The sequence below is a fragment of the Thalassobacter stenotrophicus genome, assembly GCF_001458315.1.
GTDB lineage: Bacteria > Pseudomonadota > Alphaproteobacteria > Rhodobacterales > Rhodobacteraceae > Thalassobacter > Thalassobacter stenotrophicus.
Genome location: NZ_CYRX01000033.1, coordinates 87,401 through 103,771 on the forward strand (window position 1 = coordinate 87,401; position 16,371 = coordinate 103,771).

Genomic DNA, 16,371 nt, shown 5'->3' on the forward strand with positions numbered 1-16,371 from the left:
AAGCGCATGATTATTGCCCCCGATCCTTCTTTGCCGCGGCTCACGCGGGCCGTCGTTGGGCGTGATCAGACCGGGGCTGAGGTCGATCTGCGCGTGGTCGAAGAACGCCCCCTGACGATTTACCTCAATAGCCGTGAAATCGTGACCTCGATGACGATTGGGGATTATCCCGAATACTTGGGGCTTGGGTTTTTGGTGAACCAAGGGATGGTTGGCCCGGATGATGTTGTGACGGGTGTTGACTACGACGAAGAGCTCGAAGTTGTCGTTGTGCGCACTGAGGTTGAGACGAACCACGAAGCCAAACTGGCCCGCGCCACCCGCACAAGCGGTTGCGCTGTAGGCACCGTTTTTGGCGACATGATGGAGGGGTTAGAGGGTCTGGAGCTGCCAGCCACACAGGTGCGGACCTCGGACCTGTATTCCCTGTCAAAGGCGATCAATCAGATGCCCTCACTCTACCTAGATGCGGGTGCGATCCATGGCACGGTTCTGTGCCAAGGTGACCAACCCTTGGTCTATATGGAGGATGTTGGCCGCCACAATGCGGTGGATAAAGTCGCGGGTTGGATGAGGTCCACAGGAACGCCTGCGGGTGACAAGACGCTCTATACGACCGGGCGCCTTACGTCCGAGATGGTGATCAAATGCGCATTGATGGGCATCCCGGCGCTTGTGTCCCGGTCGGGCTTTACCGCTTGGGGTGTTGAAATCGCCCAAGAGATTGGTCTGACCGTTGTGGGTCGTCTACGCGGGCAGCGGTTTGTGTGCCTTAGCGGGGCGGAGCGGTTGGTATACGATGCTGATCTCAGCGCGGTTTCGGACGAAAGCAGCAAGCATCGCCGCAAGGGAGCACAGTCATGATCCAACCTCATGGGGTGATCCTTGCGGGTGGTTTGGCCACACGTATGGGCGGCGGTGACAAAGGTCGCCTCGGCGTCGGTGGGCGCAGTTTGTTTGCTCGTGTTATTGACCGGCTAGAGCCGCAGGTTGACCGCATTGCCCTGAATGCCAATGGCGACGCGACCCGGTTTGCTGATCTGGGCTTGCCGGTTCTGCCCGATAGCGTGGATGGGTTCGTGGGTCCCCTCGCGGGTGTTTTGGCTGGGCTGGAATGGGCTGCCGAAACAGGCGCGCCGCATATCGTGACGGCTGCTGCTGATACGCCCTTTTTCCCCGCTGATCTGGTGCCGCGTCTATTGCTTGCTGCAGGTCCCGAGGGTGTGGCCCTTGCTGCGACCCGGGATGAGGATGGTAAGCTGTGGCACCAACCGACGTTTGGGCTGTGGCCCACTGCGTTGCGCCATGATCTGCGTGCAGCTCTCGAGGGAGGGCTCCGCAAAGTGCTGCACTGGACCGACCGCCACGGCGCTGGCATGGCCGAGTTTCCGGTCACAGGGCTTGATCCGTTTTTCAACATCAACACGCCAGATGACCTTGCGACGGCTGAGGCCGCCCTATGAAGCACTATGGCATTACGGGCTGGAAAAACTGCGGCAAGACCGGGTTGATGGAGCGATTGGTCACCCATTTCACGGGCCAAGGTCTGCGCGTGTCGACGATTAAGCATACGCACCATGCGGTCGACCTTGAGGTCGCGGGTACTGACACGCATCGTCACCGTGTGGCCGGGGCGGATCAGGTGATGCTGGCCTCTGCCAGTCGCTCCGCGCTGCTGACTGAACATAGCGACGCGCCTGAGCCGGAATTGCGTAATCTCTTGGCGCAGATGGCGCCCGTTGATTTGGTGCTGGTTGAAGGGTTCAAGTCCAGTGATCATCCCAAGGTTGAGGCGCACCGCGCCGCCGCGGGCACGTCCGCACTGTTGGCCGAGACCAACACGACCATTCGGGCCGTGGCCAGCGACAGCAACCCTAGCGCGTCCGTGCCAGTGTTTGACCTCGATGATACGGCGGCCATTGCGGCGTTCATTGCACAGGATCTGGGCCTTTGACCTATGATCTGGTGATCGCGGTTGATTGGTCCGCACGGGCCAAGCCGGGGCCAAAGGCTCCGACCAAAGACAGTATCTTTATCTGTGCCGGACGGCCCGGTGAAATCACGCACCCCGTTTATTGTCGCACCCGAATGGACGCGATGGCACATATTTATACCCTCCTGGATGCCGCCCTCGCAGCAAAGGAACGGGTGTTTTTGGGCTTTGATTTCGCCTTTGGCTATCCCGATGGTTTTGCCGAAACGCTGACGGGCCAGCGCGGCGCGCTTGCCGTGTGGGATTGGCTTGCGGAACGCGTGTTTGATGCGCCTGACAATGCCAACAACCGTTTTGAGGTCGCTGCGGAAATGAACCGCGCCTGTTCTGGTGTTGGTCCCTTTTGGGGGTGCCCTGCGCAGGTTGACCTCCCGGACTTACCGGCCAAAGGCACGGCGCGTCACGGGCATGGCATGGCCGAACGTCGTCGTGTTGAGGCCAACATCCGCAGCGCGCAGCCCGCGTGGAAGCTGTTCACAACGGGTTCGGTCGGCTCTCAAAGCTTGCTTGGGCTGCCGCGGCTTGCAGCACTCCGGGCGCGGTACGGTGATGACCTATCGGTTTGGCCCCTGCAAAGCGGGTGGCAGGCACCCAAGGCCGCAATCACTGTGGCTGAGATCTATCCGTCGATGCTGGCCCCAAGCGATCCCGGAGCGTTGGCCTCGGAATACCCGGGCGCTGGCTATGACATCCTCGATGCCGCGCAGGTCCGTTGGGTGGTTGAGGCGATCCTGACTGCCCAAGCAAATGGTACGCTTGAGGGGTGGTTCCATGGCGAGGGCGACCCGGCCGAGGAGGGGTGGATTTTTGGGGCAAACGCAGCGCGTGCGCCGGTGGCGCCGCCCCTTAAGAACGATTGCTTTGCTCTACCGCCCGGCGTGCACTGGACCCCCGTGGACGAGGCGTTGGACCACCTGCGCGATGGGTTAAGCCGAGTTGTAGCCGCGGAGGTCGTGGAGCTTGAGCGCAGCCTAGGTCGTGTTCTGGCTCAAGATATTGTCGCCCTGCGGGACAACCCACCGACTGCGAATGCGGCCGTTGATGGCTACGGCTTTGCCCATGCCTCGGGCGCGCTGCGGATGCCGCTGGTGGATGGGCGTGCGGCGGCTGGTGTGCCCTATGAGGGGATCGTACCCCCCGGGCATGCGGTGCGCATTCTGACAGGTGCACCCGTGCCTGCGGGTGTGGATACGATCGTGATGCAAGAGGACGTCGCGCTGGATGCGGGTGCCTTGCACCTTTCCGCGCTGCCAAAGCCCGGCGCAAATATTCGCCGCGCGGGTGAGGACCAAAAAGCCGGCGCGCCGATTTTCGATGCGGGTCACGTTGTCCGCGCACCGGATTTGGCGACGCTATCGGCGCTTGGCCACGGCAGTGTTCCGGTTTGGCGGCGCCTGCGTGTGGGTGTGCTGTCTACGGGCGATGAGCTGGCTGCCCCCGGCGCGGCCGTGGCACCTGCGCAGATTTATGATGCGAACGGCCCTATGCTGCGTGGTTTGATCGCGGGTTGGGGGATGGAGGCTGTCCATTTGGGCCGTGCCCCTGATGATCGCGATGCCTTGCGCACGCTGCTGAATGATGCGGCCAGTCGGTGCGACGCGATCCTGACGTCTGGCGGCGCCTCGGGCGGGGATGAGGACCATATGTCCGCACTCCTGACTGCTGAGGGGCAGCACACTCTATGGCGCATTGCGGTAAAGCCGGGGCGTCCGCTTGCGCTGGGTCTGTGGCAGGGCGTGCCGCTGTTCGGTCTGCCCGGCAACCCGGTTGCTGCCTTTGTTACGGCGGCCATCTTTGCCCGCCCTGCGCTGGCCGTGCTTGCAGGCGCGGGTTGGCGCACACCACGGCCCACGTCGCTGCCCGCGCAATTCACCAAGGGCAAAAAAGCAGGACGCCGCGAATTTTTGCGCGCGAAAATCACGCCCCAAGGGGTTGAGGCCTACTCATCCGAAGGATCGGGCCGGGTGTCGGGGCTGTCTTGGGCGGATGCGTTGATCGACCTGCCGTCGGACGCGCTGGAAATCCAGCGCGGCGACATGGTGCGAGTGCTGCCCTACGACGCGCTTTTGCGGCTATAGCAAACCGCGCCGCTGGATTTCACACTCCAGTAGGCGTTTTTCGGTGATTTCGCTGTCTAACGGCGCGAATGTGACGGCTTGCATCTCAGAATAAAGGTGCAGGATTTCTGCATCGCCCTTGCCGGTTTCCAGCGCGTTGAGCGCGCTGCGCACATTGATGGCATCGGTATCAATGCCACTGGCGCGTGCTGCGGTCACCCGCGCGTTTTCATTCATTTGCACCGCTTCAAGGCCACCTTTACAAAGGTTGCCCACAAAGGTCTTGCGGATGATCGATCCGTTTAGGTCCGCCTCGGTGGTTACAGCCAGACCATCGACACCGGTACTGACGGTTGAAACCACTGCGATACCCGTCCCGACCAGGGCAGCAGTAAGCACCACCCAGTCCAGCGTCAGCGCGCCGGCATCGTCATTTAGGAAGTCGCGAAAAAACATAATAAGCCACTCGTTAAGGTTAATGTCCTTTCAGCATAGCGGCTGAGGTTGGCAAAATTTGGGCACTTTGGCCGGTCTTTGCGAATTATATCGGGATCATTAGGTCCTGAATGAGCAACAAAGCGCAGTTTCTGCACCCATTATGTCATTAATTTGCCAGTGAGCGCGCCGGACCTCTAGCTGCTCATTTACCTTAAAAATAGGTTAACGGGCGCCTCAAAAACACGCCCGTTGACTGTGTCAGCCCCTTACAGGTTGTCGGGGTGCGGCATGCCCATAACGTGATAGCCGCCATCAATATGCACGACTTCACCTGTGGTGCAGGCCCCCATCTCAGATGCGAGGTAGACGGCTGTGCCGCCCACAGCCTCAAGCGTCGCGTTGGAACGGAGCGGTGCGTTTTGTTCGGTATGCCGATAGGTTTTGCGCGCGCCACCGATGGCCGCCCCCGCAAGGGTTTTCATCGGGCCGGGCGATAGGGCGTTCACGCGGATCCCGTCGGGGCCCAGATCAGCGGCAAGATAGCGAACAGATGCCTCAAGCGCTGCCTTGGCCACGCCCATCACGTTGTAGAACGGCGTGACGCGTTGCGAGCCATCAAAGGTCAGCGTGAGCAATGTGCCGCCATTGGGCATCATTTCAGCGGCCCGGCGGGACACTTCGATGAACGAATAGCAGGAGATATCGAGCGAATTTTTGAAGTTCGACCGACTGGTGTTGACGAAGCGGCCCGTCAGTTCCGACTTGTCCGAGAACGCGATGGCATGGACGAGGAAGTCGAGGCTGCCCCAGCGATCTTTGAGGGTGTCAAAGGCGGCGTCGAGTGACGCATCATCGGTGACGTCCGCATCCACAAGGATGTCTGAGCCCAATGACGCGGCAAGCGGTGCGACCCGTTTGCCAAAGCCTTCGCCTTGGTACGTGAACGCCAGCTCGGCGCCTTGCTCTGCCATGGCCTTGGCGATGCCCCACGCGATGGAGCGCTCGTTCGCGACCCCCATGATCAGGCCTTTTTTGCCGTCCATCAGTCCCATGGTGTCTCCTTTTTCACTATTTAGAGTGAGCGGTAGGGGACGGGCGCGGGGCGGTCAAGCTTTGGGCGGCATTTGGCGGGTGGGCACGCCGATAGGCCGCGCCCAAGCTGGGCACGGCGCGCGGTGGTTAGCGGAGCGCTTAGTCGCGGTGCTTGGAGATGATGACCGTGCCGTTGGTGCCGCCAAAGCCAAACGAGTTCGACAAGATCGAGTCGATCTCAGCGTTTTCCTTCAGCTCGGTGTTGATCTCGGCAGGGGCGAGGTTTTCGTCCAGATCGTTGACGTTGATCGAGGGCGCGATGAAGCCCTTGTTCATCATGATCATGGAATAGATCGCTTCCTGCACGCCGGTCGCGCCGAGGCTGTGACCTGTCATGGATTTGGTCGAGCCGACCGGGGGCGTGTTGCCCTCGCCCCAGATGTTGCGGCAGGCCACGATTTCTTTGATGTCGCCCACAGGGGTCGAGGTGCCGTGGGCGTTGATGTACCCGATGGAGCGGTCCTCAGGCAGTGTGCTCAGGGCCAAACGCATCGCACGTTCCCCGCCCTCACCGGAGGGGGCAACCATGTCATGGCCGTCGGATGTTGCGCCGTAGCCGGTAACTTCGCCGTAGATTTTGGCGCCACGGGCAATCGCGCGTTCGCGTTCCTCTAGGACCACAACACCGGCGCCGCCGGCGATGACAAAGCCATCGCGGGTGCTGTCGTAGGGGCGGGATGCGGTTTCGGGGGCGTCGTTGTATTTGGACGACATGGCGCCCATTGCGTCGAACAGGCACGAGAGGGTCCAATCGACTTCCTCACCGCCGCCGGCAAATACGATATCCTGTTTGCCGAATTGGATTTGCTCGGTCGCGTTGCCCATGCAGTGCAGCGATGTGGTGCAGGCGGACGTGATCGAATAGTTCACGCCCTTGATCTTGAACGGCGTCGCAAGACACGCCGAGTTCGTGGACGACATGCAGCGCGTGACCATGAAGGGGCCCATGCGCTTGGGGCTGCCTTTGTTGATCACGGTGTCAAAGGCGGTAAAGAAGTTTGAGGTCGATGGCCCACCGGACCCCATCACAAGGCCTGTGCGCTCGTTCGAGACTTCGTTTTCCGCCAAGCCGCTGTCTGCAATCGCGCGTTCCATCGCGATGTAGTTGTAGGCTGCACCCGGCCCCATGAACCGCAGCTGCCGCTTGTCGATGTTTTCGGCCAAGTCGATGTCCGGCACGCCGTGAACTTGGCTGCGGAACCCATGCTCGGCATAGGATTCTGAGAATGTGATACCGGACTTGCCTGCGCGCAGGCTCGCTTCAACCTCATCGGGCGTATTGCCAATGGGGGACACGATGCCAATACCTGTGACAACAACTCTACGCATGGGGTTCTCCTCGATCCGGTCGCATTTGTGTTTAGGCGAGGGGTCGTGGAGGAGCAAGGCCCGGGTGATCTAAAGGTTGGTGTGCGGTACGCAGAAACAAGTCACCCGCAGGCTTGCGGGTGACTGAAAGGATGCGAATTGTCGGTGATGCCGCAGGCGCGTTAAGTCTCGCTCAGCGCGACTTTCATGTCTTTGACCTGATAGATCACTTCGCCATCGGCCTCGACGATGCCGTCAGCTACGCCCATGGTCAGGCGGCGCGTTTGGATCGCTTTGGTGAAATGCACGTGGTATTTCAGCATCTTGCGGTCAGGGCGCACCATGCCCGTCAGTTTGACCTCACCTACGCCAAGCGCATAGCCGCGTCCCTGCCAGCCGCGCCAGCCAAGGTTGAAACCGGTCAGCTGCCACAGCCCATCCAGACCCAAACAGCCGGGCATGATTGGATTGCCGGGAAAGTGACAGTCAAAGAACCAAAGGTCTGGTGTGATGTCGAATTCTGCAATCACGTGGCCCTTGCCGTGCGGTCCGCCGTCACCCGAAATCTCGGTGATCCGGTCCATCATCAGCATGGGCGGAGCGGGCAACTGGGCATTGCCAGGGCCAAACAGCTCTCCGCGTGAGCATTGCAGGAGGGCTTCCTTGTCGAAAGAACTGGGGAAATCGGCCATGGTCAATCCTTCGAATGTGTCGCGATTAACCGGGCTTAGCATTCAAGGTTTGGGGTCCGCAAGGGCGCGTGCTACTCCCCGTTGTGTGCGTCAGTGCGCCCGGCACAGCCCCATTGAAAATTGGTCGCAACTCGCACTATATTAAGGTTATGGAGAAAACGGACATTAAAATGGCCCCTGAAGCGCTGACACGCGGAGCAGACTGGCTTTCGGGCGCGGGGCTACGACCAACGCGCCAGCGCGTGCTTTTGGCTGGTATTCTGGTGGGTGACGGGGCGGATCGTCATGTCACTGCCGAATGGCTGCACGATGCGGCGGGCCGTGTGGGTGACAAAGTTTCGCTCGCGACAGTCTATAACACGCTGCGGGCTTTCTCTGATGCGGGGTTGGTGCAGGAAATCACTGTTGACGGCACGGGCTCCTACTTTGACACACGCACCGAAGATCACCCGCATTTCTACTGGGAGGGGAGCAATTCCCTCACGGATGCCAGCGCGGATGAATTGCAGATCGCGCGCCTGCCATCTCCCCCCGAAGGGATGGAGATCGCGAAGGTCGATGTCGTCATTCGGTTGCGCCCCAAAGCGAACTAGCCGCTTGGGGTCATGTAGGCGATTTGCGCGCCGAACGGATCCTTTAGAATTGTCATGCGTCCGACACCCTGCACCTCAAAGGGTGGCTGGATGATTGTCGCACCGGCGGCTTCTGCCTCGGCGGCCGTGGCGTCTACGTCCTGCACCCCGATATAGCTGAGCCAATAGGGTTCAACGTCCTCCATCCCTTCGGGCATGCCCATGATGCCCGCCACCATCGTGTCGCCGATCCGTGCGACGTGGTAGGGGCCCGTGCCCATATCAACCTCTTCAACGGTCCAGCCCGCGGTTCGGTTGTAATACGCGGCTGCGGCGTGGGGGTCCGAGGTCATCAATTCGGTCCAAAGGATCGTTCCGGGAATAAATGTCATGGCAATCTCCTAATGTGATGGGAATGTATCACATCTCGTGGCTTGAGTGTGGGCTTTGCGCGATGCAATGTGTGCACCTTGAGGGAGCACACGATATGCCAATCACAACTTGTATCTTTGATGCCTACGGAACTCTGTTCGACGTGGCATCCGCCGCACGCGAGGCCGCAGCGGAACCCGAATTCGCCATGATTGCGGAGACGTGGCCAACCATCGCGAACGACTGGCGGCTGAAGCAGCTGCAATACACGTGGTTGCGGGCCATCACCGGTGAGCACACAGATTTCTGGGAAGTCACCGGCAACGGTTTGGACTGGGCGCTAGAACGCGCGGGTCTTGCGGGTGAGGCGGCATTGCGCGAACGCCTCATGGCGCTTTACTGGGAGCTGTCCGCCTATCCAGAGGTGCCCGGCATGTTGGATACGTTGACATCAGCGGGCTTCAAAACGGGCATCCTGTCCAACGGCTCGCCCGAGATGCTGGCCGGTGCGGTCAAATCCGCCGGGATCGCGCGGCACTTGGACCACGTGCTGAGCGTAGAAAGCGTCGGCATCTTCAAGCCCGCGCAGGCGGTGTACGACATGGTCGGCACAGCATTCGATTGCGCCCCAAACGAGGTTTTGTTTGTGTCGTCCAACGGCTGGGACGTGGCGGGGGCAACCGGCTATGGGTTCAACACCGTTTGGGTGAACCGCGCCGCCGAACCCGTGGACCGCCTGCCGCATCGGCCCGCCCATGTGTTGGACGATCTGACCCCCATCCCTGATCTTGCAAGGACGTTCTAAGCATATGCCCGAATTCACAACATCCGATGGCTTGACCTTGCACTACACAGATGAGGGGGCTGGTACGCCGATCCTTTGTCTGGCTGGGCTGACGCGCAACGGCACCGATTTTGACTACGTTGCCCCCTATCTGGATGGGGCACGCTTGATCCGTCTGGACTATCGCGGGCGGGGCAAAAGCGGCTGGGCCAAGGATTGGAGCACGTATTCTATCCCGGTTGAGGCGCGCGATGTGCTGGAGCTTTTGGATGAACTGGCCTTGGATGAGGTGGCGATTTTGGGCACCTCGCGGGGCGGTTTAATTGCCATGGCGTTGGCCGCGACCGTGCCGGACAAATTGTTGGGTGTTTGCCTGAACGACATCGGCCCTGAAATCGCCGAAAGCGGGATGGAGGACATTCGCGATTACCTCGGCATTCCGCCCACAGCCAAAACGTATGAGGACGCAGTTAAGGTCCGCGCCAGCCTTCTGCCCGGGTTCGACGATGTCCCCGAGGAGCGTTGGCGCGAGGAGGTCGAGAAGCACTATGTCGAGACCGAGGAGGGGCTTGGCCTGAACTACGACCCAAGTCTGCGCGATGCGATCCTTGAGGCAGGCGCGCAACCCATTCCCGACCTTTGGCCGCTGTTTGACGCGCTGACGCCTTTGCCCTGCTGCCTGATCCGTGGGGCTAATTCGAACTTGCTCACGGCCGAAACGGCCGCCGAAATGCAGGCGCGTAACCCCGACATGATCTATGCCGAAGTGCCCAAGCGCGGCCATGTGCCCTTTTTGGATGAAGCTGAGGCGCTGGATGCCCTGAACGAATGGATGATGCTGCTATGAGCGATTTGACCATGATCCGCGCCGCAGCGGAGCGGCTGAAGGGCCATGCCCGCGTCACGCCTTTGTTGAACTCGGCCTTCTTGGATGAGATCGCTGGCCGGCGTGTGTTCGTAAAGGTCGAGGCCTTGCAGCACACTGGTAGCTTCAAGTTCCGCGGCGCATGGTCGGCGGTTTCGGCCCTGTCGGAAGCCGAGCGTTCCAAGGGGATTTTGGCCTTTTCATCGGGAAACCACGCGCAGGGTGTCGCTATGGCGGCGCGCAGTCATGGGGTGCCTTGCGTCATCATTATGCCTGCCGACGCTCCTCGTGTGAAAATTGAAAACACCCGTGCGCTGGGCGCTGAGGTGGTGCTTTATGATCGGGACACTGAGGACCGGGATGCCATTGGCGCGCGCCTCACGGTTGAGCGTGGCATGACCCTCGTGAAACCGTTTGATGAGCCGTTGGTGATCGCTGGCCAAGGCACCTGCGGGCTAGAGATCGCGGCTCAAGCGGCTGAGCTGGGTGTCACCCCGCAAGAGGTGTTGGTGTGTTGCGGTGGCGGTGGGCTGACCTCTGGCATCGCGCTGGCGCTTGAGGCGGAGATGCCCGGTGTAACCGTTCGTCCCGTGGAGCCTGAGTTTTTCGATGACGTCACCCGCAGCCTTGCGACGGGCACGATCCAGCGCAATGCGCGCAGCTCTGGCTCTTTGTGTGACGCGATCATCACTCCGCAACCTGGTGATATTACATTTCCAATTCTGCAACGCTTGTGCGGCCCCGGCATCGTTGTGCCCGAGGATGATTGCCTGCGGGCAATGGCGTTGGCGTGGGATCGGCTCAAGGTGGTGCTGGAACCCGGCGGGGCAATCGCGCTTGCGGCCGCTTTGTTCCACAGCGAAGGCACGTCTGATATCGTGGCCGTTGCCTCCGGTGGTAACGTGGACCGAGACGTGTTTGTGAACGCGCTAGAGCGGTTTGGCTAGCGTGCGCCTGCCGGGCCGCTGACCCGTAGGCCCATCGCATAAATTGCTCCCGCAACCGCCATCAAAACCGCGGCGGCCATGAACGGCGCACCGGGTAAAAAGACTGGCGTTGTGGGGGCGGTGAACCGCCAAAACACTTGGGTAAAGACCAATGGGGCCACGATCATTCCGATCGCATTGATTGAAGACATAACCCCCTGCAATTCACCCTGTTGGTTATCAGCGGCCCGTTGCGACATCACCGATTGCAGGGCAGGTGCCACAACCGCGCCAAGGGCTGACAGCGGCGTCAGCGCAAGCAGGAGCCAGCCGCTGCCGATGAACGTGATGACCGACAGCATCACAGCGTTGTACCAAAGGAACACATAGACTGTGCGCATTTCCCCTAGACGGGCGATGATCACGCGGATCAACCCGCCTTGGACCAGCGCCATTGATATGCCGTAGCAGGCCAGCGAAATGCCCACCATGCGCGGCCCCCAATCAAACGCGGCGCTGGTGTAATAAGCCCAGACCGCTGGGTAGACCATGTTCGCGATCTGGTAGAAAAAATAGCATGCAAGCAAGATCCCCACACCGGGGATAGCGGTGACATATTTCAGCGCGCCAAACGGGTTTGCACGTTTGATCTGAAACGGGCGGCGGGTACGATCCGTGACGGTTTCGGGCAGGATCAACAGCCCATAGAGAAAGTTCGCACCCGCGAGGATTGCGGCGGCGACGAACGGCGCGCGGGGTCCTAATTCTGCTAACAGCCCGCCAAGAACGGGGCCAAGGATAAATCCTATCCCGAAACAGGCCGAGATCAGACCAAAGTTCGCGCTTTTCTTTTCAGGGGCTGAGATGTCGGCCATGTAGGCAATCGCAGTTGCGTGGGTGGCGGCGGCGATCCCGCCAATGATCCGCCCAATGAGCAGCCAGCCCAACGTGCCCGCCAGTGCCATGATGACATAGTCCAAACACAGCACTGCCGTTGAAATGAGCAACACCGGGCGCCGTCCAAACCTGTCCGAGAGCGACCCAATTGTAGGCGAAAACAGGAATTGCATCACGGCATAAACGGCCGACAAAACGCCTCCCCAAAGGGCGGCCTTGGCGACATCTGATGCGCCAACCTCCATCAGCAAATCGGGCATGACCGGTAGGATCAGGCCGATCCCCATGGCGTCTAAAACAACGGTCACTAGGATGAAGTATACAGGGGCCTTCGCGGATGCGGCGGGTTTGGTCATGATCGAATATTGCCCCTGTCGCGGGCATGTGCGTTCCGCGTGTTTCGGCTGATGTGTCAATGCAGCCTTACACCTCTACAGCGGTTTCACGCAAGTGCCGGGTATGGCGGAAAAAGTTGGCTAATCCGACACTCAGGCGTCGCTAAAGGACAATCGAGCGGATAGGGACGTGCCAACGTGCGAGAAAAGAACAGGAGCCTTGTGATGGCAAAAATCAAAGCCGCTGTGTGCCATGAATTCGGTACGTCCCTTCAGATCCAAGAGGTAGATCTACGCACCCCAGAAGCCGGTGAGGTTGAGGTCACGCTTGAGGCCTGTGCGATCTGTTTTTCAGACATCTCCTTCATGGATGGTGGTTGGGGCGGAACGCTGCCAGCGGTGTTTGGGCATGAAGCTGCGGGCCGCATTACAGCCGTGGGCGCCGATGTGCGCGGCTACGAAGTGGGGCAGGCAGTCTTGGTCACGCTGATCCGGTCCTGTGGGACCTGCGCATCCTGTGCGTCAGGTGTGCCGGTGCAATGTGCCGACCCGGATGCGTCCGAGCCGCTCAGCCTCGAAGGCGCGCCTTTGCACGCGGCGATGAACTGCGGTGCCTTTGCGGAAAAGGTCGTTGTAGATTCATCGCAGCTTGCCGCGATCCCGGATGATATGCCTATGGATGCGGCCAGCCTGTTGTCCTGTGGCGTCGTGACGGGCTTGGGCGCGGTGGTGAACACTGCCCAAGTACGGCCGGGCCAAGTGGTTGTTGTGATCGGCGCCGGCGGCGTGGGGTTGAACGCGATCCAAGGCGCGCGGATCAGCGGTGCCTCGCGGATCGTGGCCGTAGACATGACGGAGGAAAAGCTCGCGGATGCCCGCGAATTTGGCGCAACAGACGGCATTTTGGCGACAGACCCCGCCCCATGGGACCGTTTGGCTGAGTTGACGGGCGGGCGGATGGCGGATGCGGTCTTTGTGACCGTCGGCGCGATCCCCGCCTATGATGCGGCGCCCAAATACCTCGCGCGGAGCGGTGGTGTTTACATGGTGGGCATGCCCCATGAGGGCGAACATATGACGATTGAGCCAGGCAATATCGCGGCCTATGGGCAGTCCTTGGTTGGTACAAAAATGGGAGACGTCGTGCTCGCACGCGACATTCCTTGGCTGGTTGAAATGTACAACCAAGGGCGGTTGAAGCTGGATGAGTTGGTTTCCAGGCGCTATCCGTTGGAAGACATCAATGCTGCGATTGCCGACACAAAGGCCGGAGCGGCCCGCCGCAACGTGATTGTGTTCAAATGAAACTCGCTGATCTTGAGATTTTCGTCGTGGCCCCCCCCGCACCGGGTTGGGGTGGCCAATACTGGATTTTCCCTAAACTAACGACGGCCTGTGGGATCGTGGGGTATGGGGAATGCTACGCCTCTACGGTTGGGCCAGAGGTCATGCGTGCCGTGATCGAGGACGTGTTCGCGCGGCATATGCAGGGCGAAAATCCAGAGAACCTCGAAAAAATGTTCCGCCGTGTCTATTCCAGCGGCTTTACGCAGCGGCCCGATCCGACGGTCATTGGTGCGTTTGCCGGGCTCGAAATCGCCTGCTGGGACATTCTGGGCAAGGCGCGGGATCGGCCTGTTTGGGCACTGCTCGGTGGGCAGATGAACGATCGTTTGCGCGCCTATACCTATCTGTATCCGCAGCCGGGGCAGGCTTTGCCAGAATTCTGGACCTCGCCCGAAATGGCGGGTGAGGCGGCAATCGCAATGGTTGAGCAGGGCTATACGGCCGTTAAGTTCGACCCCGCGGGCCCCTATACAATGCGCGGCGGCCACATGCCGGCGATGTCCGATATCTCGACGTCGGTGGCGTTCTGCAAAGCCATCCGTGAGGCCGTGGGCGACCGCGCTGATCTTTTGTTCGGGACGCACGGGCAGTTCAGTGTTGCGGGTGCGATCCGTCTGGGCCAAGCGATTGAACCCTATAGCCCGCTATGGTTCGAAGAACCCATCCCGCCGGATGCGCCGCTGGATATGGCCCGCGTTGCACAATCGGTGCGCATTCCGGTGGCGACCGGTGAGCGGCTGTGCACCAAGGCCGAGTTTGCGACGCTCTTGCGTGCGGGTGCCGTTGAGATCCTGCAACCCGCTTTGGGGCGTTTGGGCGGTATTCTTGAAGCCAAGAAGCTAGCGGCCATCGCCGAAGTCTTTACCGCGCAGATGGCACCGCATTTGTATGCAGGGCCTGTGGAATGGGCCGCGAATGTGCATCTGGGCGTCTCGATCCCGAACCTTCTGATGGTCGAAAGCATTGATACTCCGTTCCATAACGCGCTGATCAAGAACACTGTAAAGGTTGAGGGTGGGTTTGTGCCTGCGCCCCAAGCCCCCGGTCTGGGCATCGACTTTGATGAAGATCTTGCGCGGGCGCATCCGTGGACGGGCACGGGCCTGCACCTGAACATGCAGGATGCGCCTTGCGACTACGTTAATGGCAACAGCTTTGCGGGTGGCGCGCCGGTTAAGGAGTAAATCCTAGCGCGCTTGCTCGTGCTCAAGCCGCTTGCGGGCGATCAGCTCGTGCTTGTCGGCCTCGGTCTGGTCCTTAAGGCAGGTCAGAACGAAGGTCAGATGCGCTTCGACGGCGGCTTGGGCTGCGTCTGGATTGCGGGCTTGAAGCCCGTCGTTGATCGCGCGGTGTTGGTCCAGCAACAGTTCACGCGTGGCGCGCTGCTTGAACATCACGGTGCGGTTGTAAAACACGCCTTCGCGCAAAAGATCCATCATCGAACGCATCATATGCAGCATGATGACGTTGTGGCTCGCCTCAATGATCGCGAGGTGAAATTCCGCATCAAGGGTGGCTTCATCAGTCGGGTTTCGCTTGGTGTGGGCGGCTTCCATCTTTTTGAAAACGGTATCAACCACGGCCAAATCCGTATCCGAGCCAAGGCGGGCGGCGCGGGCGGCTGCCAGCCCCTCCATGTCGCGGCGAAACGCGATGTAGTCAAAAACGGCGGCGTCGTGGCTGGCAAATAACTTGACCAGTGCAGGTGAAAACGCTGAACCCAAGACATCGGCCACATAGATGCCTGCACCCGCTTTGGCCGATAGCAATCCGCGCTCCTGCAATTCGCCCACGGCTTCGCGCAGCGAAGGACGCGATACGCCAAGCCGTTCAGATAACTCACGTTCTGACGGTAGTCGGTCTCCCGGGCGCAGGATGCCGCGCAGGATCAAATCCTCAATTTGGCGCACCACGGCTGTCGACAAACGCTCGGATTCGATTTTGGCAAAAGGCACGGGCATACTCCTGAATTGGCGAAAGAATATGACCGCGCGGGAGCCTTTGCAACCATTGGGGGCTAGGCGGTTGGCTGAATAACGATCTCCACCCGGCGGTTAAGCGCCTTGCCGTCCTCCGTTAGGTTGGTGGCAATGGGGTCTTCCTCTCCAAAGCCTTGGGGGATGACGCGCGATGGGTCGACGCCGCTTTCGTACAGCACGCTGGCCACCGCCGTGGCCCGCCGCGCGCTGAGCGCGAGGTTGTACTGCGAGGTACCCGTGCTATCGGTGTGGCCCTGCACCTCGACCACACTGTTTGGGTACTGTTGCAAGTTATCCGCCAGCGCCTGCAAATCGCCGACAAGGCCCGGGGCCACAATCGCGCTGTCAGTGGCAAATAGGATGTCTTGCGGTAGGGTCACGATCAGCTCGGACCCGGTGTTTTCGATGCGGACGTCGGGGTTGTCCAATTGCGCCTCTAGATCGCGGGCCTGACGGTCCAACGTTTGGCCAATGGCTGCGCCAACACCTGCGCCAATGGCCCCACCGATGACCGCACTTTTGAGCCGATCATCATCATTTGTGAGGCCCGCTGCTGCCGCCCCAAGGATGGCCCCAATGGCCGCGCCGCTTTTGGTGCGTTCACCGTTGCGAACCGGCTCATTTGAGATCGGGCCAGAGGTACATCCCGCCAAAGCAATCGCACTGACGGAAATAAGAACAAGAAACTTGGAAAAACTGCGCATAGATCACCTG

At 60.4% G+C, this 16,371-nt stretch carries 18 protein-coding genes; 10 read left to right on the plus strand and 8 right to left on the minus strand.

Features of this window, described 5'->3' with window-relative positions; genetic code table 11:
• Positions 1 to 6: 6 nt before the first annotated feature.
• The 4 genes from THS5294_RS14940 to THS5294_RS14955 are packed head-to-tail and all read left to right on the plus strand — an operon-like array spanning position 7 to position 4,071.
• Positions 7 to 864 carry a formate dehydrogenase accessory sulfurtransferase FdhD gene (locus THS5294_RS14940; protein ID WP_058124378.1) on the plus strand — a complete coding sequence of 286 codons (858 nt, stop codon included), beginning with the start codon at positions 7 to 9 and terminating at the stop codon, positions 862 to 864.
• The gene (mobA, locus tag THS5294_RS14945) at positions 861 to 1,463 is read left to right on the plus strand and encodes a molybdenum cofactor guanylyltransferase MobA (RefSeq protein WP_058124379.1); all 603 of its coding nucleotides are present in this window, start codon (positions 861 to 863) and stop codon (positions 1,461 to 1,463) included. The genes THS5294_RS14940 and mobA overlap by 4 nt, the downstream gene beginning before the upstream one ends.
• Positions 1,460 to 1,954, plus strand: coding sequence for a molybdopterin-guanine dinucleotide biosynthesis protein B (gene mobB, locus THS5294_RS14950; protein ID WP_058124380.1), 495 nt, complete (start codon positions 1,460 to 1,462; stop codon positions 1,952 to 1,954). The genes mobA and mobB overlap by 4 nt, the downstream gene beginning before the upstream one ends.
• The gene (locus tag THS5294_RS14955; protein WP_058124381.1) at positions 1,951 to 4,071 is read left to right on the plus strand and encodes a molybdenum cofactor synthesis domain-containing protein; all 2,121 of its coding nucleotides are present in this window, start codon (positions 1,951 to 1,953) and stop codon (positions 4,069 to 4,071) included. The genes mobB and THS5294_RS14955 overlap by 4 nt, the downstream gene beginning before the upstream one ends.
• Here the strand turns inward: THS5294_RS14955 and THS5294_RS14960 are convergent.
• From THS5294_RS14960 to fabA, 4 genes are all read right to left on the minus strand, one after another.
• Positions 4,066 to 4,506, minus strand: coding sequence for a hypothetical protein (locus tag THS5294_RS14960; RefSeq protein ID WP_058124382.1), 441 nt, complete (start codon positions 4,504 to 4,506; stop codon positions 4,066 to 4,068). The two genes, THS5294_RS14955 and THS5294_RS14960, sit on opposite strands and share 6 nt — an antisense overlap.
• Before the next feature lie 248 nt (positions 4,507 to 4,754).
• Positions 4,755 to 5,540, minus strand: a complete 786-nt coding sequence (locus THS5294_RS14965) for an enoyl-ACP reductase FabI (protein WP_038004167.1) — start codon at positions 5,538 to 5,540, stop codon at positions 4,755 to 4,757.
• A 139-nt stretch (positions 5,541 to 5,679) separates the two neighbouring features.
• A complete protein-coding gene (gene fabB / locus THS5294_RS14970) occupies positions 5,680 to 6,909 on the minus strand; it encodes a beta-ketoacyl-ACP synthase I (RefSeq protein WP_038004168.1) in 1,230 nt (409 codons plus the stop codon).
• 161 nt (positions 6,910 to 7,070) lie between these two features.
• Complete coding sequence (fabA, locus tag THS5294_RS14975; RefSeq protein WP_038004170.1) at positions 7,071 to 7,580, minus strand: bifunctional 3-hydroxydecanoyl-ACP dehydratase/trans-2-decenoyl-ACP isomerase; 510 nt, start codon at positions 7,578 to 7,580, stop codon at positions 7,071 to 7,073.
• 170 nt (positions 7,581 to 7,750) lie between these two features.
• On the opposite strand from fabA, the gene irrA reads away from it, so the two are divergent.
• A complete protein-coding gene (gene irrA, locus THS5294_RS14980) occupies positions 7,751 to 8,173 on the plus strand; it encodes an iron response transcriptional regulator IrrA (RefSeq protein WP_038005066.1) in 423 nt (140 codons plus the stop codon).
• Here irrA and THS5294_RS14985 read toward each other — a convergent pair.
• Positions 8,170 to 8,544 carry a VOC family protein gene (locus tag THS5294_RS14985; protein ID WP_052068199.1) on the minus strand — a complete coding sequence of 125 codons (375 nt, stop codon included), beginning with the start codon at positions 8,542 to 8,544 and terminating at the stop codon, positions 8,170 to 8,172. The two genes, irrA and THS5294_RS14985, sit on opposite strands and share 4 nt — an antisense overlap.
• Positions 8,545 to 8,639: 95 nt before the next feature.
• Here THS5294_RS14985 and THS5294_RS14990 point away from each other — a divergent pair, with 95 nt between their 5' ends.
• The 3 genes from THS5294_RS14990 to THS5294_RS15000 are packed head-to-tail and all read left to right on the plus strand — an operon-like array spanning position 8,640 to position 11,120.
• Positions 8,640 to 9,329, plus strand: a complete 690-nt coding sequence (locus THS5294_RS14990; RefSeq protein WP_058124383.1) for a haloacid dehalogenase type II — start codon at positions 8,640 to 8,642, stop codon at positions 9,327 to 9,329.
• A 4-nt stretch (positions 9,330 to 9,333) separates the two neighbouring features.
• Complete coding sequence (locus tag THS5294_RS14995; RefSeq protein WP_038004172.1) at positions 9,334 to 10,155, plus strand: alpha/beta fold hydrolase; 822 nt, start codon at positions 9,334 to 9,336, stop codon at positions 10,153 to 10,155.
• Positions 10,152 to 11,120, plus strand: coding sequence for a threonine ammonia-lyase (locus THS5294_RS15000; protein ID WP_058124384.1), 969 nt, complete (start codon positions 10,152 to 10,154; stop codon positions 11,118 to 11,120). The genes THS5294_RS14995 and THS5294_RS15000 overlap by 4 nt, the downstream gene beginning before the upstream one ends.
• Here the strand turns inward: THS5294_RS15000 and THS5294_RS15005 are convergent.
• A complete protein-coding gene (locus tag THS5294_RS15005) occupies positions 11,117 to 12,352 on the minus strand; it encodes a TCR/Tet family MFS transporter (protein WP_058124385.1) in 1,236 nt (411 codons plus the stop codon). The two genes, THS5294_RS15000 and THS5294_RS15005, sit on opposite strands and share 4 nt — an antisense overlap.
• 204 nt (positions 12,353 to 12,556) lie before the next feature.
• Between THS5294_RS15005 and THS5294_RS15010 the strand changes: the two genes are divergently transcribed.
• Entirely contained in the window at positions 12,557 to 13,636 is a 1,080-nt protein-coding gene (locus tag THS5294_RS15010) for a zinc-binding dehydrogenase (protein WP_058124386.1), read from the plus strand.
• Positions 13,633 to 14,862 (plus strand): mandelate racemase/muconate lactonizing enzyme family protein, encoded by a 1,230-nt coding sequence (locus tag THS5294_RS15015; RefSeq protein WP_058124387.1) that lies wholly within the window; start codon positions 13,633 to 13,635, stop codon positions 14,860 to 14,862. Before THS5294_RS15010 ends, THS5294_RS15015 begins: the two co-directional genes overlap by 4 nt.
• A gap of 3 nt (positions 14,863 to 14,865) precedes the next feature.
• Here THS5294_RS15015 and THS5294_RS15020 read toward each other — a convergent pair whose 3' ends face one another.
• Both THS5294_RS15020 and THS5294_RS15025 read right to left on the minus strand, forming a co-directional pair.
• Positions 14,866 to 15,633: a FadR/GntR family transcriptional regulator gene (locus THS5294_RS15020; protein WP_038005071.1), complete on the minus strand. Its 768-nt coding sequence runs from the start codon at positions 15,631 to 15,633 to the stop codon at positions 14,866 to 14,868.
• Positions 15,634 to 15,695: 62 nt separating this feature from the next.
• Positions 15,696 to 16,361, minus strand: a complete 666-nt coding sequence (locus THS5294_RS15025) for a YiaD family glycine zipper/OmpA-like lipoprotein (protein WP_058124388.1) — start codon at positions 16,359 to 16,361, stop codon at positions 15,696 to 15,698.
• Between the last annotated feature and the right edge of the window lie 10 nt (positions 16,362 to 16,371).